This window comes from Streptomyces sp. NPDC085927 (assembly GCF_044540975.1).
Taxonomy (GTDB): domain Bacteria; phylum Actinomycetota; class Actinomycetes; order Streptomycetales; family Streptomycetaceae; genus Streptomyces; species Streptomyces hirsutus.
In genome coordinates, this window is the sequence record NZ_JBITSN010000002.1 from 700454 (window position 1) to 719317 (window position 18864).

24 protein-coding genes are annotated in these 18864 nt (G+C 71.0%); 13 read left to right on the top strand and 11 right to left on the bottom strand.

What is annotated here, in order from left to right; all coding sequences use genetic code 11:
• Nucleotides 1-91: 91 nt before the first annotated feature.
• Both coaE and ACIF80_RS08100 read left to right on the top strand, forming a co-directional pair.
• Entirely contained in the window at nt 92-712 is a 621-nt protein-coding gene (gene coaE / locus ACIF80_RS08095; protein ID WP_399800808.1) for a dephospho-CoA kinase, read from the top strand.
• A 50-nt stretch (nt 713-762) separates the two neighbouring features.
• Nucleotides 763-1146 carry a tetratricopeptide repeat protein gene (locus tag ACIF80_RS08100; RefSeq protein WP_399800811.1) on the top strand — a complete coding sequence of 128 codons (384 nt, stop codon included), beginning with the start codon at nt 763-765 and terminating at the stop codon, nt 1144-1146.
• Between the two features lie 111 nt (nt 1147-1257).
• On the opposite strand, the gene ACIF80_RS08105 is transcribed toward ACIF80_RS08100, so the two are convergent.
• Nucleotides 1258-1521, bottom strand: a complete 264-nt coding sequence (locus tag ACIF80_RS08105; protein WP_399800813.1) for a DUF6343 family protein — start codon at nt 1519-1521, stop codon at nt 1258-1260.
• Nucleotides 1522-1677: 156 nt separating this feature from the next.
• Here ACIF80_RS08105 and ACIF80_RS08110 point away from each other — a divergent pair, with 156 nt between their 5' ends.
• A complete protein-coding gene (locus ACIF80_RS08110) occupies nt 1678-2367 on the top strand; it encodes a class I SAM-dependent methyltransferase (RefSeq protein WP_399800815.1) in 690 nt (229 codons plus the stop codon).
• A 163-nt stretch (nt 2368-2530) separates the two neighbouring features.
• Here ACIF80_RS08110 and ACIF80_RS08115 read toward each other — a convergent pair whose 3' ends face one another.
• Nucleotides 2531-3199: an RNA-binding S4 domain-containing protein gene (locus tag ACIF80_RS08115; RefSeq protein ID WP_399800817.1), complete on the bottom strand. Its 669-nt coding sequence runs from the start codon at nt 3197-3199 to the stop codon at nt 2531-2533.
• Between the two features lie 168 nt (nt 3200-3367).
• Here ACIF80_RS08115 and ACIF80_RS08120 point away from each other — a divergent pair, with 168 nt between their 5' ends.
• Both ACIF80_RS08120 and pip read left to right on the top strand, forming a co-directional pair.
• The gene (locus tag ACIF80_RS08120) at nt 3368-4129 is read left to right on the top strand and encodes a uracil-DNA glycosylase (RefSeq protein ID WP_399800820.1); all 762 of its coding nucleotides are present in this window, start codon (nt 3368-3370) and stop codon (nt 4127-4129) included.
• A 36-nt stretch (nt 4130-4165) separates the two neighbouring features.
• On the top strand, nt 4166-5131 hold the full coding sequence (gene pip / locus ACIF80_RS08125) for a prolyl aminopeptidase (protein WP_399800822.1): 966 nt from the start codon (nt 4166-4168) through the stop codon (nt 5129-5131).
• 88 nt (nt 5132-5219) lie between these two features.
• Here the strand turns inward: pip and ACIF80_RS08130 are convergent, their stop codons facing one another.
• Together ACIF80_RS08130 and ACIF80_RS08135 are read right to left on the bottom strand one after the other, a co-directional pair.
• The gene (locus ACIF80_RS08130; protein WP_399800824.1) at nt 5220-5684 is read right to left on the bottom strand and encodes a GNAT family N-acetyltransferase; all 465 of its coding nucleotides are present in this window, start codon (nt 5682-5684) and stop codon (nt 5220-5222) included.
• Nucleotides 5681-6097: a RidA family protein gene (locus ACIF80_RS08135; protein ID WP_399800826.1), complete on the bottom strand. Its 417-nt coding sequence runs from the start codon at nt 6095-6097 to the stop codon at nt 5681-5683. Before ACIF80_RS08135 ends, ACIF80_RS08130 begins: the two co-directional genes overlap by 4 nt.
• A gap of 162 nt (nt 6098-6259) precedes the next feature.
• On the opposite strand from ACIF80_RS08135, the gene ACIF80_RS08140 reads away from it, so the two are divergent.
• Nucleotides 6260-7081, top strand: coding sequence for a nucleotidyltransferase domain-containing protein (locus tag ACIF80_RS08140; protein ID WP_399800828.1), 822 nt, complete (start codon nt 6260-6262; stop codon nt 7079-7081).
• 22 nt (nt 7082-7103) lie between these two features.
• Here ACIF80_RS08140 and ACIF80_RS08145 read toward each other — a convergent pair whose 3' ends face one another.
• From ACIF80_RS08145 to ACIF80_RS08160, 4 genes are all read right to left on the bottom strand, one after another.
• On the bottom strand, nt 7104-8456 hold the full coding sequence (locus ACIF80_RS08145) for a caspase domain-containing protein (protein ID WP_399800830.1): 1353 nt from the start codon (nt 8454-8456) through the stop codon (nt 7104-7106).
• Nucleotides 8446-8886, bottom strand: a complete 441-nt coding sequence (locus ACIF80_RS08150) for a hypothetical protein (RefSeq protein ID WP_399800833.1) — start codon at nt 8884-8886, stop codon at nt 8446-8448. The genes ACIF80_RS08145 and ACIF80_RS08150 overlap by 11 nt, the downstream gene beginning before the upstream one ends.
• 588 nt (nt 8887-9474) lie before the next feature.
• Complete coding sequence (locus tag ACIF80_RS08155) at nt 9475-9678, bottom strand: DUF397 domain-containing protein (protein ID WP_399800836.1); 204 nt, start codon at nt 9676-9678, stop codon at nt 9475-9477.
• Nucleotides 9675-10574 (bottom strand): Scr1 family TA system antitoxin-like transcriptional regulator, encoded by a 900-nt coding sequence (locus ACIF80_RS08160; protein ID WP_399800839.1) that lies wholly within the window; start codon nt 10572-10574, stop codon nt 9675-9677. Before ACIF80_RS08160 ends, ACIF80_RS08155 begins: the two co-directional genes overlap by 4 nt.
• A 158-nt stretch (nt 10575-10732) precedes the next feature.
• On the opposite strand from ACIF80_RS08160, the gene ACIF80_RS08165 reads away from it, so the two are divergent.
• Nucleotides 10733-11197 (top strand): ATP-binding protein, encoded by a 465-nt coding sequence (locus ACIF80_RS08165; RefSeq protein WP_399800841.1) that lies wholly within the window; start codon nt 10733-10735, stop codon nt 11195-11197.
• Between the two features lie 64 nt (nt 11198-11261).
• On the opposite strand, the gene ACIF80_RS08170 is transcribed toward ACIF80_RS08165, so the two are convergent.
• Complete coding sequence (locus ACIF80_RS08170; RefSeq protein WP_399800844.1) at nt 11262-12260, bottom strand: ArsR/SmtB family transcription factor; 999 nt, start codon at nt 12258-12260, stop codon at nt 11262-11264.
• A gap of 236 nt (nt 12261-12496) precedes the next feature.
• Here ACIF80_RS08170 and ACIF80_RS08175 point away from each other — a divergent pair, with 236 nt between their 5' ends.
• The 6 genes from ACIF80_RS08175 to ACIF80_RS08200 all read left to right on the top strand — a co-directional run bounded on the left by ACIF80_RS08175 (nt 12497) and on the right by ACIF80_RS08200 (nt 17631).
• Entirely contained in the window at nt 12497-12919 is a 423-nt protein-coding gene (locus ACIF80_RS08175) for a peptidoglycan-binding protein (RefSeq protein ID WP_399800846.1), read from the top strand.
• A gap of 301 nt (nt 12920-13220) precedes the next feature.
• Nucleotides 13221-13586 carry a hypothetical protein gene (locus ACIF80_RS08180; protein WP_399800848.1) on the top strand — a complete coding sequence of 122 codons (366 nt, stop codon included), beginning with the start codon at nt 13221-13223 and terminating at the stop codon, nt 13584-13586.
• 239 nt (nt 13587-13825) lie between these two features.
• Entirely contained in the window at nt 13826-14242 is a 417-nt protein-coding gene (locus tag ACIF80_RS08185; RefSeq protein WP_399800851.1) for a hypothetical protein, read from the top strand.
• A 238-nt stretch (nt 14243-14480) separates the two neighbouring features.
• Nucleotides 14481-16334, top strand: coding sequence for an FUSC family protein (locus ACIF80_RS08190; protein WP_399800854.1), 1854 nt, complete (start codon nt 14481-14483; stop codon nt 16332-16334).
• A gap of 220 nt (nt 16335-16554) precedes the next feature.
• Entirely contained in the window at nt 16555-17244 is a 690-nt protein-coding gene (locus ACIF80_RS08195; RefSeq protein WP_399800856.1) for a DUF899 domain-containing protein, read from the top strand.
• Between the two features lie 201 nt (nt 17245-17445).
• Entirely contained in the window at nt 17446-17631 is a 186-nt protein-coding gene (locus ACIF80_RS08200) for a hypothetical protein (protein ID WP_399800858.1), read from the top strand.
• A gap of 58 nt (nt 17632-17689) precedes the next feature.
• On the opposite strand, the gene ACIF80_RS08205 is transcribed toward ACIF80_RS08200, so the two are convergent.
• The gene (locus tag ACIF80_RS08205; RefSeq protein WP_399800860.1) at nt 17690-18127 is read right to left on the bottom strand and encodes a hypothetical protein; all 438 of its coding nucleotides are present in this window, start codon (nt 18125-18127) and stop codon (nt 17690-17692) included.
• The gene (locus ACIF80_RS08210; RefSeq protein ID WP_399800863.1) at nt 18124-18816 is read right to left on the bottom strand and encodes an ATP-binding protein; all 693 of its coding nucleotides are present in this window, start codon (nt 18814-18816) and stop codon (nt 18124-18126) included. Before ACIF80_RS08210 ends, ACIF80_RS08205 begins: the two co-directional genes overlap by 4 nt.
• Nucleotides 18817-18864 lie beyond the last annotated feature (48 nt).

Consider the following 18864-nt stretch of genomic DNA (forward strand, 5'->3'; position numbering starts at 1 on the left):
GGCGGCCGGGCGCCGGAAGCCCCGGAAGGCCCGGTGCCACGTGCCGGTCCCGCCCGGGGCGCCGCCGACGACAGGCCCTAAGCTTTCGGACATGCTGACGGTGGGACTGACCGGTGGGATCGGCGCCGGCAAGAGCGAGGTGTCTCGGCTGCTCGTCGAGTGCGGCGCCGTACTGATCGACGCGGACCGCATCGCGCGCGAGGTCGTCGCACCGGGGACACCCGGTCTCGCGGCGGTCGTGGCGGCCTTCGGGGAGGAGATCCTCACCGAGGACGGCAGCCTGGACCGGCCGAGGCTCGGTGCGATCGTCTTCGCCGACGCGGAGAAGCTCGCCCTCCTCAACTCGATCGTGCACCCCCTGGTGGGCGCCCGCTCCCGGGAGCTGGAGGAAGCCGCCGCCGAGGACGCCGTCGTCGTCCACGACGTACCCCTCCTCACGGAGAACGGCCTCGCGTCCCTCTACGACCTCGTGATCGTGGTCGACGCGAGCACCGGGACCCAGCTCGAGCGGCTCGTCGGCCGGCGCGGCATGAGCGAGGAGGACGCCCGCGCGCGGATGGCCGCCCAGGCGACGCGCGAGCAGCGCCGGGAGATCGCGGACATCGTCATCGACAACGACGTGCCCCTGGACGAGCTGGCGCGGCGGGTGAAGGACGTATGGGCCGAACTCGTGCGCCGGGCGGGGGCGGACCGGCGGCCCGCGCGGGAATAGGGGTCCTCGGCCGGGGCGTTGAACCGGTCCGGCAAGGGAAGGATGCAGCTGTGCCCAAGAGCAGTGGTTCGACCGGACGTACGCCGGAGACGCATGTCATCGACTTCCGTGCCGCTGAGCAACTGCTTGCCTCGCGGGACCCGCGGGGTGCGGTGAAGCTGCTCGACGGGGTCATCGACGCGTACCCGGAGAACACCGCCGCGCGGCTGCTGCGCGCGCGTGCTTTCTTCGCGGCGGCCCAGCTGCGGCCTGCGGAGCTCGAGTTCTCCATCGTCCTGGAGCGCGAGCCGGACAACGCCTTCGCGCACTTCGCGCTCGCCCGCACCTACCAGCGGCAGAGCCGGCCCGATCCGGCCAGACGCCACTTCCGGCTGGCCGCCGCCCTGGACCCGAACCCGGAGTACCTGAAGGCCGCGCGGTTCGACGACGACTGATCCGCTCACGGCCGAGGCGGCGGTGGGAGGGCGGCCGGGCATCCGGGAGGACCCGGCCCGGCCCCGGTCACGGCGTCCGACGCCTCAGGGCGACAGGCCGTCCTTCGACGGTCATCTCGTGTCCCGGGGCGGTTCGTACGGGGGCACGTCGCGGCCCGGCTGGTAGTGCGCGCGCTGGCGCAGGCGCCGGACGACCACGATCAGGTCGACGGTGACGACCAGCCACAGCAGTCCGCAGAGGAGCGCCCAGCCCGGGTGCCCGGAGACCGCGAACGCCACCGTCCCGAAGATCGTCCAGACCTCGCCCCACACGCTCAGCCAGAACCGCATGCGCAGCGCACTGCGCGCGGTCCTCGGCTCACTGCCTGTACGCATTCCGTCACCATCCTGCCTGTGTCCACCGTACGCCGGACCGCGGGCAACGGCCGCCGACCTCTCCCGGAGGGGTTGCCGTCACTCGGACGGGTGAAACCAGGGAGGTAGGGGAACGGGCTTGCGGATCCGGGCCGTTGGACGGGCATGAAGCTGGACATGCGTGAGGGATACGAGGGGACGGGGCCCGGGGCGATCACCCCGGACGGCTGCGCGGTGGAGCTGTACTCGCGGCTGCCCGTCGGGGACGAACCGGACGTCATCGCCGCCGCCGTGCCGGCCGGCTCGAGCATCCTGGAGCTGGGCAGCGGGGTGGGGAGGATGACCCACGCGCTGCTGGAGCGCGGGTTCGGGGTCACGGCCGTGGACGAGTCCGCCGAGATGCTGGAGCGCGTCCGCGGGGCGCGGACCATATGCGGCCCGATAGAGGAGCTGCGGCTGGACGAGACGTTCGACGTGGTGCTGCTCGCGTCGTTCCTGGTGCACGCGGGCGACGCGGAGGTGCGGCGGGGACTGCTGCGCACCTGCGTGCGGCATCTGGCGAAGGGAGGGTGCGTACTGATCCAGCGGGAGGGCGAGGACTACCACACGAACGTGCCGCGCGAGCGGGTGGACCCTGCGGGTTTCACCGTGCGGATCGTGTCGGCCGAGCCGGTCGGCGACGGGGTCGACGCGGTGCGCGCGGAGTACGTGTTCCCGGACGCGGTATGGACACAGACGTTCCGCTCGCGGCCGCTGACGAAGGAGCAGTTCGAGGAGGCACTGGGGGAGGAGGGCCTGCGCGTGGACCGGTACCTGACGGAGGACGGGATGTGGGTGAGGGCGGTGGCGGCGGCGACCGGGGACTGAGCGGAAACCCGGAGGTTTCGCCCGGGCGGGGATGACGTACGGCTCGGCCCCGGCATGGCGGGAGGGCCCCGCCGGGGCGGTGTGCCGGAGTGGCGCCCGGGGCACCGCCGGGTTCGGCCCGGGCTCGGACACCGCGTCCCCGGTACCGTGCGGCGCCGGTCGTTCAGGGCCGCTGCCGTTTCTTCGAGGCCGGTCGCCGGCCACGGCCACCGGCCTCGGCCGGTGCGTCGGATCCTTCGAGGGCTCCGGGGAGGCCGGGACCGCTCAGGCCCCCTGGGCCGCCCAGGCCGCGGAGGCGTTCCAGTTCGCGGCGGTCGCGCTTGGTCGGGCGGCCCGCGCCGCGGTCCCGGATGCCGGCCGGGGCGACGGCGTCGCGGGGCGGGGGCGGCGGGGAGTTGTCGACGTAGCACTGGACCGCGACCGGGGCACCCACCCGCTTGCGGATCAGGCGCTTGACGACGACGACCCGTTCCCGGCCCTCGTGCCGCAGGCGCACTTCGTCGCCGACACGCAGCGAGTGCGCGGGCTTCACCCGCTCACCGTTCACGCGCACATGACCGCCCCGGCAGGCGGCGCCGCCGAGGGAACGGGTCTTGACCAGGCGTACGGCCCAGATCCAGCTGTCGGTCCGGACGGTCTCGCCGCTCTTCGGTCCGGCGGCCTCGGCAGCCGCCACGGCGGCGGCGGTCTTCGGGTCCGGGGCGGCTGTCCCGCCCGAGTCGGGGGAGGCCTCGGCGGCCGGCGCGGGAGCGGGTTCCCGTGCGGGGGCCGCCCCCTTCGCGGGGTCTCCGCCGTCACGCGTCCTGCCGTACTCCGCACCCTCAGAAGCCATGGTCCCGACTTTAGCCCTCCGGGGCGGCCCGGTGAGAAGGGATTTCGGCCGCCGCCGGGGAGCGGCCGAGCGGCCGGGGGAGCCGTCGGTGCCGGTCGGCTGGCACCCGCGGGCTTGTGGGAGCCATCGGTCAGGGGACGGCCGGGCGGCGCGTCCTACCGTGGAGTCATGGATCCCAGAGGTCTCCCCGACTCCCCTGCCCCCTCCGGTGCACGCGACTCACCGAGCCTCTCCGCTCTCGACCGGCGCATCGCCGACTGCCGTGCCTGCCCCCGGCTGGTGGACTGGCGGGAAGAGGTCGCCCGCACCAAACGCGCCGCGTTCGCCGACTGGACGTACTGGGGACGGCCGGTGCCGGGATTCGGGCCGCCGGACGCCCGGCTGCTGATCGTCGGACTGGCGCCCGCCGCGCACGGCGGCAACCGCACCGGGCGGATGTTCACCGGAGACCGTTCCGGAGACGTGCTGTACGAGGCGCTGTACGACGTCGGGCTCGCCTCGCAGCCCACCTCCGCACATTCCGGGGACGGTCTGGAACTGTACGGCGTGCGCGTCACCTCACCTGTGCACTGCGCCCCGCCCGCCAACAAACCGACCCCCGCGGAACGGGACACCTGCCGGCCCTGGCTGGTCCAGGAGCTGCGGCTCCTGCGGCCGACGGTACGGGCCGCGCTCGTCCTCGGCGCCTTCGGATGGCAGGCCGCCCTGCCCGCGTTCGCCGAGGCGGGCTGGACCGTACCCCGCCCCCGCCCGGCCTTCACCCACGGCACCCATGTCACGCTCCCCGCCCCGGACGGCGACGACCTGCACCTCTTCGGCTGCTTCCACGTCAGCCAGCGCAACACCTTCACCGGCAAGCTCACCCCCGCCATGCTGCGGGAGGTGCTGCGCGCGGCGGCCGAAGCGGCGGGAGCGCCCACGCGGAAATGAGAGGAGCCCTCGCGTCCTGAGCGCTACGGTGCCCCGATGGGTCTCTATCCGCACATCGAACCGTACGACCACGGCATGCTCGACGTCGGCGACGGCAACCACGTGTACTGGGAGACCTGCGGGAACCCGCACGGCAAGCCCGCGCTGGTGCTGCACGGCGGCCCGGGAAGCCGCGCGAGCCCCGGCCTCCGCCGCTTCTTCGACCCCGCCGCGTACCGCATCGTGCTCCTCGACCAGCGCGGCGCCGGACGGTCGACACCGAGCGCGGCCGACCACGCCACCGACATGAGCGTGAACACGACCGCCCACCTCATGGCCGACCTGGAGCGGCTGCGCACCCACCTGGGCATCGAGCGGTGGCTGGTGTGGGGCATCTCCTGGGGATCGGCACTGGGACTGCGGTACGCGCAGACGCACCCCGGCGTGGTGACCGAGCTGGTGCTGACCGGGGTGGCCACGGGCTCCCACCCCGAGGTGGCCCTCCTGACCCGTGGGCTGGGGAAGATCTTCCCGGAGGCCTTCGAACGCTTCGTCGGCGAACTTCCCGACGACGAACGTGACGGCAACCTCGCCGCCGCCTACAACAGGCTGCTCGAGTCCCCCGACCCGGAAGTCCGGGAACGGGCCGCACGGGCCTGGACCGACTGGGAGACGGCGATCATCCCCGCGCCGCCGGGCTCGGTCGAGCGCTTCCGGGACCCGGTGTTCCGCAGGGGCTTCGCCCGCACCGTCACCCACTACTGGGGCAACGACCACTTCCTCTCGGAGGGCAACGACGAGGGCGTGGTCCTCCGCGACGCGCAGCTGCTGAAGGGCATCCCCGGCACCCTGGTCCAGGGCAGCCTCGACCTCGGCAACCTGCTCGGCATCGTCTGGCGGCTCCAGCACGCCTGGCCGGACGCCGAGCTGACGGTCGTCGACGAGGCCGGCCACGACGCCGGAGCCGTCGGGGACGACGTCCTGGTGGCGGCGACGGACAGGTACGCGCGCGGCGAGGCCTGACGCGTACGCCCGCGCCGAGGCCTGAGGCGTACGCGCGCGGCGGGTGTCCCACAGGGTGTCTCCCACAGGCGGCCGCCCCACGCCCGCTCTACGGCCGCCACACGAACCGCAGGTCCGGCTCCCGCTCCTCGTTCCGGCTCCCGTCGGTCCACTCGACGGCCTCGAAACCGTGCCGCTCGTAGAAGCGGTGCGCGGACTCGTTGACCTGGAAGGTCCACAGGGAAAGGCCCGCGGGGCGGTGCTCCTTGGCCAGGGCGACGAACCGGTCGCCCAGTCCGCGCCCGCGCCACTCGGGGACGAGGTACAGCTGCGCCAGCTCCTCGTCCTCCAGCACCATCACACCGACGACGCCCCCGCCCTCCGTCTCCGCCACCCATGTCTCGCACAGCGGCACGAGGACATGACGGAAGTAGCCGTGCACCTCGTGGTCCGACCGGGGCCGGACCACGCCCGGCAGGGCTGCGGCGAACGACCGCAGCCAGACGTCGGCCGCGGGGGCGGCGTCGGCGGGCAGAGCCCGGCGCAGGTTCACCGTCCGGCCGTCGCCGCTCATGAATCCGCTGCCGCGTCCGGTACGACGGCCGTCGCGGTGATCTCGACGAGCTGCCCGGGGTAACCGAGGCAGGCCACACCGAGCAGGGTCGACGAGTGCGGTCCGGTACTCAGCCCGGACGCTTCGACGACGTCCCACACGGCGGAGAGCGCGGCGGGCTCACCGCTCACGACGTACACGTCCGTCGACACGACCTGTGACAGGCCGCTTCCCACCGCACGCAACTGCTCCTCGAGGTTGGCCAGCACCTGCTCGGCCTGCCGCACCGGATCCCCCTCCCCGACGAGCCTCCCGTCGGCGTCGAGCGGGACCGACCCGGCGAGGAACGCCAGCCGGGTGCCCGCCTCGACGACGGAAGCGTGGGAGTACGTGGGGGGTGGGAACAGGCAGGGGACGGTGACGCGCCGGATCACGCGGGCTCCGATCTTCCAGGGACGGTGACGGACGACCCACCGAGCATGCGGCCCCGGCCGCGCCACCGCACCCCTATTTCGCTCGCACCGCCGGGCCGACCTCCGTAGCCTTCCCACCCGACCGCCGCACACCCCCTCCGCCCCCTGACAGGAGCCGCAGCCGTGCCCTCCCTCCCGGACCAGGCCTTCCTCGACATGACCGCCGACCGGCTCGCCGCCCTCCCCGGTGTCCGCGCCGTCACCCTCGGCGGCTCACGTGCGCAGGGCACCGAACGGCCCGACAGCGACTGGGACCTGGCGGTCCACTACCGGGGCGAGGGCGCCTTCGACCCCGACGACCTGCGCGCGGTCGGCTGGGAGGGCGAGGTCTCCGGGATCGGAGACTGGGGCGGCGGCGTGTTCAACGGCGGCGCCTGGCTGACCATTGACGGCCGCCGGGTCGACGTCCACTACCGCGACCTCGACGTCGTCGAACACGAACTGGCCGAGGCGGAACAGGGCCGCTTCCGCGTCGAGCCACTGCTGTTCCACCTCGCGGGCATCCCGACGTACCTGCTTGTCGCGGAACTCGCGATCAGCAAGGTGCTGCGCGGCGAACCGCCCCGCCCCACCGCCTACCCGCCGGCCCTGCGCGAGACCGCCCCGCCCCGCTGGTACGGCACGGCCACCGCCACCCTCGCCTACGCCAAGGCCGGTCATGCCCCCAAGGGCGCCGTCACCCAGGTCGCCGGGGCCATCGCCGTCGCCGCGACCCAGACCGCGCACGCGGTGACGGCGGCGCGGGGGGAGTGGGTCACGAATGAGAAGGGCCTGATCCACCGGGCCGGCCTGCGGGACGTGGACGACCTGCTGCGTCACCTCCCCACCGGCCCGGACACCCACCCGCAGGCCGACTCGAGGTCCCTCGCCCAGGCCCTCACCCGAGCCGTCTCCGAGGCGGAGGCCCTTCTCGAACGAGCCGTACGCACCGCGCAGGTCCGGTAGCCCAGGGGGAAGTTGATGATAGTTATTCCTGCAAATCCGCGTGCAGGTCGGTCAGTTTGTTGATGTCGGCGCGCAGCTGGTTCACCCTCTCGCGGTAGGCGTTTACGATGTCTCTGGTCAACTGGTAGTGAGGCGACCTGGGGACTTGGGCTGCGTAGGGGTCCGGGACAAAAGGAGGATCGTATCCCTCCTTGTGATTTTGCAGGGCTTTGACGGATTCGGCGATGACCTCCCATCGAGGGTCACCGGTGTATTGGTGCAGCCAGGCCGCGATGCTTAAGGGAGAGCGGACGTGGAAGGGTACTTGCAGGCGGCGGCGGACCGTCTTGAACTCCTTTCTTAGGTCTGTCCAAGCTTCATCCAGCAGGTAGCGGTGCGTCCGCTGTTGCTTGAAGTATGCATCGCCGGGATAGGGGAGTTCCTTTTCGGGCCGCCATCGTCTGACCGGGGCAGGCCGCCAGTCCGGCTCGGGCACGTCGGCCGGGACGGCAGGCGGCACACCTTCACTATTTTTCTGTGCTTGATCGGTTTCTGCGGATCTCCTCAGTAATTCGGCGCTGTAGTGCTTGGCTCCCTCGCTCACTTCAGCAGACATCACCGCAGTGGCGGCACGGTTCGGGAAGCAGAGAGAGTCGGCCACCTTGTTCTGGGTGAACTGCTGGGGCTCCGGACTTCTCCTTTCCAACAGCCGCTTACGCACTCGCTGCCACGCAAGAGTGACGCTTAACTCCGGCCCTATGCCGGGGATTCCGCGTTCAAGGATCTTGATCAGTTCTCCGGTTGCCTCCGGATAGGGGGCTCCTGGCGGTGCGTAGGATTGTCGGTCGTGCGGGGCGGATGTGAGGACCACGTCCCCGTGGTCCTCCGTGGGATCGCTTTCCTGAGTCGGATCTTCGTCCAAGGCCAGGGCCAGTTCGGTGCGCGTGGCCGGGCCATGGGCACTCATCGCGCCTGCCAAACCGCTGTAGCAGCAGTCCAGGACAGTCAAGCGGTAACGTGCCGCTGCACCGGCCGTCCGTACGACACGGCGTAGATCTCGGTACATCACCGTTCCGACCTGCGGGTATTCGGGGTCGGCGCCGGCCAGACACAGGTAAAGGTTCTCACCATCGAGGTCGCGCAGGCCGTGTCCGGCGAAGTACACGACCAGGGTGTCGCTCGTCGCTTGCGCGGCGTCGCGGACCGCGCTCAACACCTCTTCTCCAAGCGCTTCGGCACCGAGCACCGTGACATGGCTGTCGGGAAGGCCCCAAAGATCGCACAGCAGTCTGGAGAGCCGCTGGGTTCCGACGGCTGTAGCGGGTAGTGGCGTCATACGGGTGTAGGCGTCCACCCCGACGAGCACTGCCCGGCTTGCCTGCGGGTCAGGAAGCACCGTCGGCTCCGCTGCCCGCAGGAGTGCCTTCCGCCGGCCCTGGCGGCTGGTGGCCGGGGAGGCCGGTGCCGGTGACCAAGCGTGTGATCCGGGCTGCCTCTTCGGCGGAACCCGCCTCGATCACCATTCGGGAGTCGCCGTGTTCGACGACCAACCGCACCGTCGACTGCACACGGGGCGGCAGCGAAGCGCGGAACGCCCTGTGTGAGTACACCAGCGATGCCACGGAGAACCCACTGTTCAGTACCAGACTGAGCCACTCGACCAGCTCGGCGGACATCGCGCCGTCATCTGCTTCTGAGCGGATCCGGCTGATCTCTACGTGCGGACCCACCGTGCGATCCTGGACAAGCCACCGCGCGAAGGCTTCCGTTAACCGCGGTGCGTCCTGATTCTGCACACTGCCTGCAACTTCGATACGAATGCGCACGCCTACCCCCCCCACGTCGGGCTTCCGTCAAGCGGATGCCGCTCGAACTGTACTGGCTGAGCAGTGCACGCTCCACCGGACGGCGCAGGTGCATTTCCGTTACGGCGCTGTCGTCCGTGGGGGACCGTGTGGGACAGCGCGATCCACGAATCAGCGCGGGCCATCACGGAAAAGATGGCCAAGGAGAATTGCTTCATCGGATGGGACACCTCACAGCCCACAGTGTCGGCTGAACTCGTTCTTCAGGGGCCACACTTCGGCGTCGCCGCACCAGCGAGCAAGCAGCCGAGGATTCCCTGCCGAGGCAACCACGCCTGGTCAGCCTTCGATCTGACCGGCCTCGGCACCGGCGCAGTGCCGCGTACGAATTATCCGCGGGCCGAGGGATGTGCGCTGAAGCGCCACGAAGATGAGCAGCGGGCACTCTTGCGGGAATGCCAGTAGCCCTTCCGGCCGAACACGCGGTTTATCAGCTGGTGTGGAGATGCACCCGGTGCACGCCTGCTTCGCGAACCGGCTGAAGCAGCACGCAAGCGCCCCGCACCGAAGGTGTTCAACCGGTGCGGGACGCTGCGGTGTCCGTACGGGTCAGTCCTGCGCGGCGTACGAGACGAAGCTGCCCCACGCGCCGGGGGAGAGGGCGAGCTGCGGGCCGCGCGTCTGCTTCGAGTCCCGGACGCGGACCGCCGAAACGCCGGTCGACTCCTGCCGGGAGACGGCTACTTCGACGCAGTCGCCGTCTCCACTGCTGCTGTAAGTGCTCTTGAACCAGATCAGTTCAGTCGTACTCATTGGGCTCCTCGCATCTGCTGCAACAGGCCCAGGGAGTCTTCGAGGGAGAGAGCCTGTGAACGCATCCTGGCATACCTCATCTGGAGGACGCTTACTTCCCTCGGGTCAGAGACGAACAGGCCGCCGCGCTGCCCCTCGTTGTAGGCGAACCACCGGGCTTCGGACGTCTCCAGCAACTGCATCGGGCCAGCCAAGCCGGCATGAGCTGTCCGCACCAACGGCATCACCTGCACCTCGACGTTCCGCAGTTCCGCAAGATCCAGCACGTGCTCGATCAGCTGCCGTGTCACCTCCGCCCCGCCTGTGCGCCGCAGAAAAAGGTGCTCCTCCAGGATGAAACTGAACGCTGTGTTCGGCCGCTCCCACAGCAACCGCTGTCGTTCCGCCCGCGCCACCCACTGGACCTCGATCTGCTCGTCGCCCAGCGGGGGAAGCTGGTTCACGAACAGCGTGCGCGCGTACGCCTCCGTCTGCAACAGGCCTGGAATCAGACGGCACTCGTAGGTACTCAGGCTGATGGCCGCCGCCTCCAGCTTCGCCCACTGCCGGAACCAGCTCGCCAGCCCCGGCTGCCGTGACAGATGCTGCACGGCCCCGCTCAGAATGCCGGCCGCGTCCAGCGCCTCCTCCGCCCGCCGGACGTACTCCAGCGTGGGGAACCGCCTGCCCTGCTCGACGGATGCCACCGTCTGCACCGAGTACCGCACCTGCTCGGCCAGTTCCCCCTGCGTCAGCCCGGCCCGTTTACGGAAGCCCTTGACCACCGCGCCGAACGTCTTCAGGCTGTCGGAGACCTCCGGCTCACCCCCGCCCGGCGACGCACCCGCCACCCCCGCCCCCGATGACCCGGACCCGCCGACCACAGCCGCCCCCACCGCACCCGCACCGTCCGTCATACCGGCCACCTCCCGCGCGTTCTCCCCGCTGCACACTCCCAACTCACCCAGGGTTACAGACCGTCACCGGAACCGTCCACTCCTCGTGCTCGTACGCTGACTCGGCGTACGAGTCGCTGACCTGGTGAAGCACTCGCCACCGTCACCACTGTGGCCCCATGACGCCACCCCCCACCTCCCAACCGGCGGTTACCGTAAGTGTGTTCACCCAGCGGTTCAGTTCCACTCCGCTCGGCGCCCGCCTCGCCCGGCAGCTGACCCTCGTCCAGCTGCACGCCTGGGGCATTCCGCACGGCAGCGCACTCTCCGACACCGCCGCCGTGATCGTCGCCGAACTGGCCGCCAATGCCGTCACCCACGGCCGCGTACCGGGCCGCGACTTCGAACTATGCCTCTCCCACGTCCCGGACGTCCTCTTGCGCATCGAGGTCGCCGACACGCGTGCCGAACGCCGGCCACCCGGACACGGAGAGGCGAGGAACCCCGCACCTCTCGACGAGACCGGCCGGGGCCTGCTCCTGGTCGACGCGCTCGCCGACCGGTGGGAAGTGGCCGATCGCGTGTCGCAGGGTGTCGCCCTCCCCGGCAAAACGGTCCGCGCCGAACTGGACCTGCCACGTTGAGGGGACCCCGCTTCGGTACCGGTGTCGGTGGCGGCGTGCTGCGGCGGAACCCGCCCCGCCCCACCTACCGGCTTCTCGCCAGCCGGGCCCCCTCGGGCGTACGGCGGTAGAGCACCGATCGGCCGGACCGGGCGCGGGCGACGAGGCCGGCCCGGTGCAGTACGCCAAGGTGGTACGAGACCGTGGCGGGGCTGAGGAAATGACGTGCCGCCAGCTGTGCGGTGGAGGCCGGCTGTATCAACGCGGCGAGCAACCCGGCGCGGGTGGGGCCGAGCAGCTGGGCCATCTCGGCGGAGGGGGCTGCTGGAGCGATGGTGCAGGCGATGGCCTTGTCACGTACGGGATAGATGAGCATCGGAGGCCGGTCTTCGTCGCGCGTGGGGTCCACGGCCACGGCCGGCCGAGGTGCGACGAGTGACGGTACGACGACCACCAGGGGCACCGGCTGAGCGATCCGGAACCGACTCTCGACGCGCAAGGTGCCCTCGACCCACTCGATCTGGGGATGCAAGGAGTTGAAGAGCCTCGCTGCTCCGTACCCGGCCAGCACGCCGGCGCATCGGCCGACCTCCGCATCGAGGGTTGCCTTTGCGGCCTCCCAGTGCGGTGCGAAGGCCAGTTCCCAATAACGTCGCATCTCGTCCGCCGCCTGCCGGGCCACGTGCGCACCACCCCGCGCCATGGCCCGCCGCACCCCCGCCGGCAGCTCGGAACCGGCGAGGCCACTGCGCGGCCGCCCGTCGCGCAACGCCTCCAGCTCGCCCAGGACACGTTCGGGCGGGGTGCACCGGACCTGCTCCAGCTCCTCCTCGACGGTGGGCGAGGGCCCGGACGGGTACGGGTTGAGGAAGTCGGGCACGTATCCGGGCCCATCCAGGGCCAGTTCGGACAGCAGCGGCAGCCGCGCCCGACGCAGCACGCGCCGGGCGCGAGCGACCCACGGGTCGGTGTCAGGGGTCGCTTGCAGGCCCCAGGGCATCAGTGTCGCGACGACCTCGTGCAACGGTGAGACGGCGAAGCGTGAGCGGGCGAGCCCGGCGGCGTCGACGGTGAGCTCGATCATGACCCTCCCGCTGCCCGGCCCCGCTGGTTCAGCGGCCGTCCCTTCGAACCTGCTCGAATCGTGGCACAAAACGTCGCGGCGGCAGGCCTGATCGGCACAGGCTGATGGCCCGCAGTTCTGTGGCCGACGAGGCCGAGGGGGAGCGTACATGCGAGGGACTCGAGGAGTCTCGGGGCTCGGTGAACTGCGGTGCACCGGGATGGTGCAGACCAACTGCCAGAAAGGAGTTGCGTACCATGCGAAACCGAACCCGGCTGCTTACCGCAGCCGCCGCGACGATGCTGATGACGACTCTTGGTGGTATCTCCACCACACCGGCTTACGCTGCCACGCCGACCTGCAACGAGACGGTCCGGAAATACAGCGCCAGCGGCGAGCGCATGTTCATCCCCGTCCAATACTCCACCCTCAGTCCCACCTGCCTGATGAAGCGTGGGAACAACAACAACGCGGTCAAGTACCTCCAAGAGGTCATACGGGGCTACGGTTACAAGATCGCGGTGGACGGGGACTTCGGCCCGGCGACGGAGAGTGCACTGATCGGTCTTCAGCGGCGCCTCGGCATCAGCGCGGACGGCGTCTACGGGCCTCAGACCCGCGACGCGATCTGCTGGCCCCTCTACTACGAGCCGCACGCCTGCTGGTGGTACGACGAGTAGATGATCGCTCACTTGGGGAGCGGCGACCTCCGCCCAATGCGCACCAGGACCAGCTTGAACGTGTGGATCTGAGCTGCCCGGGTCGAGGGCTTGGGCGACCTGGAGCGGTCCTGTCCGATCGGGAGACCGACGTCGGCCATCAGCGGCAGCAGTCGGAGTTCTATTCCGACCCCGAGAGGCCCATCGCTTTACGGGTGCTGGCGATGTGAACGGAATCGGCCACTAGGGCACACGCTGCCCTTTGGGCCGCCAAGGAAATCAATGGAAACCCGGCTCACTAGTGCACGTCAGAAAGGGAGACATGAAGATCAATGCGATAAAGGCATCTGCCAGGCTGGCTTCGGTGCTCGCAGGGGTAAGCATGTTCGCTGTCGCCACTGCCTTCCCGGCTCACGCGGCGAGCTACTACCGGTTGTACGAGGGGAGCGACTATGCCGGCGTCGGCGCTGACCGCTCGTGGGTCGAGGTGTGCGACATGGAGCGGGACGGAAACGGTGTCTCCGCCACGTTCTACGTCAAGAACGGCCAGGGGGGCACAGTAAGGGACGGGAACGGATCGAGTGGCGGCTGCGGGAATGCAAGCTTCTCCGGCACGATCATCGCCTTGGAGCTTTGTGAGCTGCAGTTGACCGGTCCTTTGTGTGAGTACAGGACCGTGCCCTCCTAGTATTCCAGTCTGACTTCGCGATCTCGTGGGGCCCGGCCTGGAACGGGTGCGGCCACCGCGTGATCATCGGGGGTCGTGCCGACTCCTGAAGATCGTGCGGTGGCCGCAGGTCAGGTGCACAGAGCCCTGTATCCCGAGACGGTCGCATCCACCATGCCAACTCACGCCACAACGAACATCTGGGGAGTCGTTTGACCAGAGAAAAGGCTGTCACGCTGAGCAGGAGAACCGCCGTCACCATGGCAGTCACCTCTCTCGTACTTCTGGCCTCGACGTCGACTGCCCAGGCAGGAGGCGCGTGCGACTGGTCGGGCTGCTCTGAGTTCACCAACGGCAGCCATCTCGGAGTGCTGGCCGTCAAGCATTGGAATTGCTCCACCGGGACGACGGGTACCGCCAGCGAGGGCTGCGTGAACACGGGCGACACGAAATGGATCGACCCAGGGAAAAGGACCCCGAGCGGCCAGGACTGGGACGCCCTTCGTGTCGACGCAGGCTACTGCTACAAGGTCGAGTTCCTGAACGAGTTCCCGCTTCTGACGAAGAGGTGGACCATGACCTACGACCGGACGAAGTCCACCAAACCCGTCTACGTCAAGATCGAAAATCCCTCGCAGGGATATGTGCTCGCGCAGAAGGCCGGGTCCTGCCCGTAATCGATGTCCGGCCTCCCCGGATACACCCGGTTCGGGCAGTACCAGATCCTGGTCATGGCCGGGGCGTTGAGCGCGATCCGGCCGGTCGGCACGGCCTTCCTCCGGCCCGCCGTCACCGCTCCGAAACATGTCCGTTCCCTCAGCTCCAAGAACACCCTCTACGGTGGGCAGCACACTCCCCGCCCGGTCACCGTCGCCCGTGAGCCCGCACCGCCCTCGACGAGACGACTGGAGAACCGTGTCCCGCACCGCGCCCGCCGTACCCCTGTGGCTCGCCCACGCCCTGCGGGCCCAGCGCGGACCGGTCCCGTGGAGCGCGGTCACCCGGGGGGTGCTGGGCGGTGGGCCCCTGCTGGTCGTCGCCGTTCTTGCCGGGCGGCCCACCCTCGGCGTCGTCGCCGCCATCGGCGCCATGTTCGCCGGGATCAACGACCGGCCGGGCAGCCGACGTGTCTCCGTCAGCCGGATCGGAGTGCCCGCGCTCGCCGGGGCGGCCGGGCTCCTCGTCGGGACGTACGCGGGGGACCACGTCCCGGCCGTGCTGCTGACGCTGATACTGACCGGGTGCGGGCTGGTCGCCGGCGCGGTCAGCGCGCTGAGTCCCGTCGGCTCCTCCGCCGGGATCCAGCTGCTCGCCGGGGCCGCCGTCGGCGCCGGGATGCCCCTGCCCGAACCCGGATGGCAACGGGCGCTCGCCCTCCTCGCCGGAGCCGCGTGGCTGCTCCTGCTGCGGCTGGCGCTGCCCACGCCGGGGTCCCTCGCCGGGGACTTCCGGTTCGACGGCGAGCGGCATGCCGTGGCCGGCGTGTACGAGGCCGTCGCCGCGCTGCTCGACGCCACCGGCTCACCCACCGCCATCGCGCGCCGCGCCGCGCTCACCGCCGCCCTCGACCACGCGCAGGACGCGCTCGCCGGACCCCGGCTGCGGCGGTACGCCAGTTCCGCGGCCGAGCGGCGACTGCACGCGCAGTACGGCGCCGCGCTGCCGCTGGCCGAGGCCGCGACCGCGCTGGCCTGGGCCGGGGAGGCCGTACCGGCTCGCGCGTCCGAAGGGCCCCGGCGGCTCGCCGCCGCCGTACGCGGCGGCGCCGCCACCGGGCCGCTGCCCGCGCCCTCCCGGTCCGTCCCCGCGCTGCGCGCCCTCGACGACGCCCTCCTGCGCGCCGCCGTGGCCTTCGACCGGGCCGACGGCGGTGACCTGCACACGCGCCGCCGGTCCCGCGCCGCCCTCACCCGTACCGTCCTCGGCACCCGGGGGCAGGAGTACGGCCTGCGGGTCGCCCTCTGCTTCGGGGTGAGCGTCGCCGTCGCCCAGGCCCTGTACCACGCCCGCTGGTACGGGCAGCACGAGCACTGGTACTGGCTGCCCGTCACCGCCGTCTTCCTCGTCAAGCCCGACCTCGGACCGCTCGCCTCCCGGGTGCTGAGCCGGGCTGCCGGCACCGTGCTCGGGGCGCTCCTGTTCGCCGGGTTCGCCGCCGTGCTGCCCCGGCCGGAAGGGTTCATCGCACTGGTGGCGGTCAGCGGGGCGCTCATCCCGGTCGCCGCCCGGCACTTCGCCGCGCAGACCACCGTCGTCACCGTGCTCGTGCTCGCCCTGGTGATGGTGGGCGGTGAACCGCAGGCCTCCGTGGCACGGATCGGCGAGACACTGCTGGCCTGCGCCATCGTGCTCGTCGTCGGACATCTGCCGATGCCCGTGCGGCGCGGCGGCGCCCTCCGCGCCCGGCTCGCGGAAGCGGGGGAGGCCGCGCACGCGTACCTCGCCCATGTGCTGGAGGGGTCCGGCGACCGCGCCGCCCGCTGGGCCCTGCGCCGCGAGGCCTACCGCGCCCTCGCCGAGGCCCGCGGCGCCATCGCGCTCGCCTCCGCGGAACTCCCCGCGCTCGCCCGGCATGCCGACGGCACCGACGAGTTCGCCGCCCTCCTCGAACGGCTCGTCGACACCACCACCGCCTGCGCCGTCCACCTCGACGACACGGGCCGGCTCGACGCCCGCCATGCCCAGCAGCTCGCCGAACTGCGGGACGCCCTCGAGGGGCTCCGCGAGGGCGTCGGGGTCCGGCTGCCGGAGCTGCCCGTCGCCGGATGAGCGACGCCCGTACCGCCGTCGCCGACGGGCGGCGGATCCAGGAGTACGGCACCTGAGCATCCGACGAGTACCGGACGAGTGGCGGACGAGCATCCGGCGCGCGCCCGGCGGACGCGAGCGGCCGGTCCGGAAAATCTTGGAACCGGGCGGACGAGTTCCGATGAGTTCCGGTGACGGCGCCGGTCACTTCCTGCAACGGGACCGTTGCACAGGAGGAACCATGTCGCTTCCGGAGATCGTCTCGCGCGCGGACTGGCGCGCGGCGCGGGCGGAACTGCTGGTCAAGGAAAAGGTCGTCACCCGCGCGAAGGACGTGCTCAACGCCGAGCGGCGCCGGCTGCCCATGGCCGAGATCGACCGGGAGTACGTGTTCGAGGGCGGTGACGGCAAGGCCGCGCTGCCCGATCTGTTCGAGGGGCGACGGCAGCTCGTCGTGTACCACTTCATGTTCGCGCCCGAGTGGGACGCCGGGTGCCGCAGCTGCTCCGGGTTCCTGGACCAGATCGGACACCTCGCCCATCTGAAGGCCCGCGACACCACCTTCGCGGCCGTCTCCCGGGCGCCGTACCCGAAGATCCTCCCCTTCAAGGCGCGGATGGGCTGGACGCTGCCCTGGTACTCCTCCTACGCCGACGACTTCAACGAGGACTTCGAGGTCACCCTCGAGCGTGACGGAGAGCTGATCGAGCGGCCGGGCCTCAGCTGCTTCCTGCGGGACGGGGACCGCGTCTTCCACACGTACTCGACCTACGGACGCGGCCTCGACGGGCTCGGCTCGACCACCACCCTGCTGGACCTCACGGCGCTCGGCAGGCAGGAGGAGTGGGAGGAACCCGCGGGGCGCGCGTCGTCCTCCGGCGCCCCCGCGGGAAGCGAGCGAGTCCGCTACCACGACGAATACGACGAGTAGGGCTCTACGACGAGTCCCGGGGAAGACGACGAGTAAGAGTCGCGACGCGGAAAGCGACCGGATGTTCGGAAGATCGGAGAGCCCGCTCACACCTGACGGTGAACATGTGTCAACCAGGTCTCAGTACGGTCTCCGAGCGAGGCGTTCGCCCCCTCGTCGGCGTTTGACTCCACGAGTACGACGCTGAACGGGAGGTCGCGGGTGAACGGGCGAACGGTGCTTGAACGCTTTCCCGCGGGGGGACCGCGGGGGTCCTGGCCCGCGGAGGAGTTCGCACGGGCGCGGCGCAGGGAGGGCCTGCCCGCCGAGGTCGTTATGGACCTCGCGACCGACACGTTCCTGGTGATCGTCCGCGGTGGCGACGGCAGCGCGGACGCGACCGCGTGAGGCCGCACGGGTCACGGCGCAGGGCGGTGCGAAGGGTGCGGAGTGAGGCCCGGGAGCCCTATGCGATGACCGGGCGGGACCAGCTCGGGGTCGTGTCCGTCAGGCGGCACACCGCCAGGTAGAGCGGTATCGGCGGAGTGTACGGAAGCGTGCCGGCAGGGCGGTGGATCAGACCGGGGAGGTCCGGGGCGTCCGGCACGACGGCCCCCGTCTCGTACCGCGCGGGGGCGGGCCACTCCAGGGCGTAGTCCGAATCGGACGGAACCAGCCACCACCAGTGCGCCTCATCGGCGTACACGCACCCCACCCGTGGCAGCCGGGGCATGACCAGCGGTCCGAAGCGGGCCGGTACCGCCACCGCGTCGCAGCCCATCGGCGCCGTCATCCCCTCGGGGACGGGCAGGCGCAGGAGCGGTGCGGCCGGAGTCTGCAGCCCGCGCTGGAGGCGCACCAGCGTGTTCAGGCTCAGGGGCCGAGCGGTCCGGGCGCCCGTCACACCCGTCCCCCGTCCCGGCGGTACTGGTGCGGGGCCGTGTGCCGGCGAGGAGGTGCGGTCGAAGCGGTCGGGGCCGCTCCCGGGTGGTGCCGCTGCTCGGGCTCCTCGCCCTCGTCCCGGCCGTCGGCCGGGCCCGGCTTGGGGCGCTCGCCCCAGCCGAGGTCGTTCCGCGGCCCGTCGGGCGGAGGCGGTGTGTCGCCCTTGCGGGGGAGCTCGGCCCAGACCAGCAGCCCGGGGCCCTGCTCGTGGGCGCCCCAGGCGTGACACATGGCGTCGACGAGAAGCAGTCCCCTGCCGTGCTCCTCCTCCGGCTGCCGCCGGGTGTTCGCACGGGGCCGGCCGGGCGCGCAGCCCTCGTCCCGCACGGCGATGCGCACCAGGTCGTCGCCGTCGTGCAGCTCGCAGACTATGTGACTGCTCGCCGTGTGCACGATGGCGTTGGTGACGAGTTCGGAGACGACCAGAGCCGCTGTGTCGCAGGTGTCCTCGCACACCGACCAGCCGGTCAGCCGGGCCCTCGTCAGGCGTCTGGCCTGCGCGGGAGAACCCGGGTGAGCGGCCAGTTCGAAGCGGAACCGGCGCTGGACAACAGCCCCTGCGGGGTCGGCGGCTCCCGAGGCGGGGCCGGGACCGAAGGGGCGCGCAGCGGCGTCTGTTCCTAAGGGCACGGACGGAATCACGCTTGCCACTATCGCCCCGCCGTGCACACTTGGCAAGCGTCACTCTGAAAAATCCAG

Excerpts from the sequence above, each read along its gene's own strand:
- coaE (WP_399800808.1), top strand. The coding sequence starts at position 92 with ATGCTGACGGTGGGACTGACCGGTGGGATCGGCGCCGGCAAGAGCGAG.
- ACIF80_RS08105 (WP_399800813.1), bottom strand. The coding sequence starts at position 1,521 with ATGCGTACAGGCAGTGAGCCGAGGACCGCGCGCAGTGCGCTGCGCATG.
- ACIF80_RS08110 (WP_399800815.1), top strand. The coding sequence starts at position 1,678 with ATGCGTGAGGGATACGAGGGGACGGGGCCCGGGGCGATCACCCCGGAC.
- ACIF80_RS08115 (WP_399800817.1), bottom strand. The coding sequence starts at position 3,199 with ATGGCTTCTGAGGGTGCGGAGTACGGCAGGACGCGTGACGGCGGAGAC.
- ACIF80_RS08120 (WP_399800820.1), top strand. The coding sequence starts at position 3,368 with ATGGATCCCAGAGGTCTCCCCGACTCCCCTGCCCCCTCCGGTGCACGC.
- pip (WP_399800822.1), top strand. The coding sequence starts at position 4,166 with ATGGGTCTCTATCCGCACATCGAACCGTACGACCACGGCATGCTCGAC.
- ACIF80_RS08130 (WP_399800824.1), bottom strand. The coding sequence starts at position 5,684 with ATGAGCGGCGACGGCCGGACGGTGAACCTGCGCCGGGCTCTGCCCGCC.
- ACIF80_RS08155 (WP_399800836.1), bottom strand. The coding sequence starts at position 9,678 with ATGAGTACGACTGAACTGATCTGGTTCAAGAGCACTTACAGCAGCAGT.
- ACIF80_RS08160 (WP_399800839.1), bottom strand. The coding sequence starts at position 10,574 with ATGACGGACGGTGCGGGTGCGGTGGGGGCGGCTGTGGTCGGCGGGTCC.
- ACIF80_RS08165 (WP_399800841.1), top strand. The coding sequence starts at position 10,733 with ATGACGCCACCCCCCACCTCCCAACCGGCGGTTACCGTAAGTGTGTTC.
- ACIF80_RS08170 (WP_399800844.1), bottom strand. The coding sequence starts at position 12,260 with ATGATCGAGCTCACCGTCGACGCCGCCGGGCTCGCCCGCTCACGCTTC.
- ACIF80_RS08175 (WP_399800846.1), top strand. The coding sequence starts at position 12,497 with ATGCGAAACCGAACCCGGCTGCTTACCGCAGCCGCCGCGACGATGCTG.
- ACIF80_RS08180 (WP_399800848.1), top strand. The coding sequence starts at position 13,221 with ATGAAGATCAATGCGATAAAGGCATCTGCCAGGCTGGCTTCGGTGCTC.
- ACIF80_RS08185 (WP_399800851.1), top strand. The coding sequence starts at position 13,826 with ATGGCAGTCACCTCTCTCGTACTTCTGGCCTCGACGTCGACTGCCCAG.
- ACIF80_RS08195 (WP_399800856.1), top strand. The coding sequence starts at position 16,555 with ATGTCGCTTCCGGAGATCGTCTCGCGCGCGGACTGGCGCGCGGCGCGG.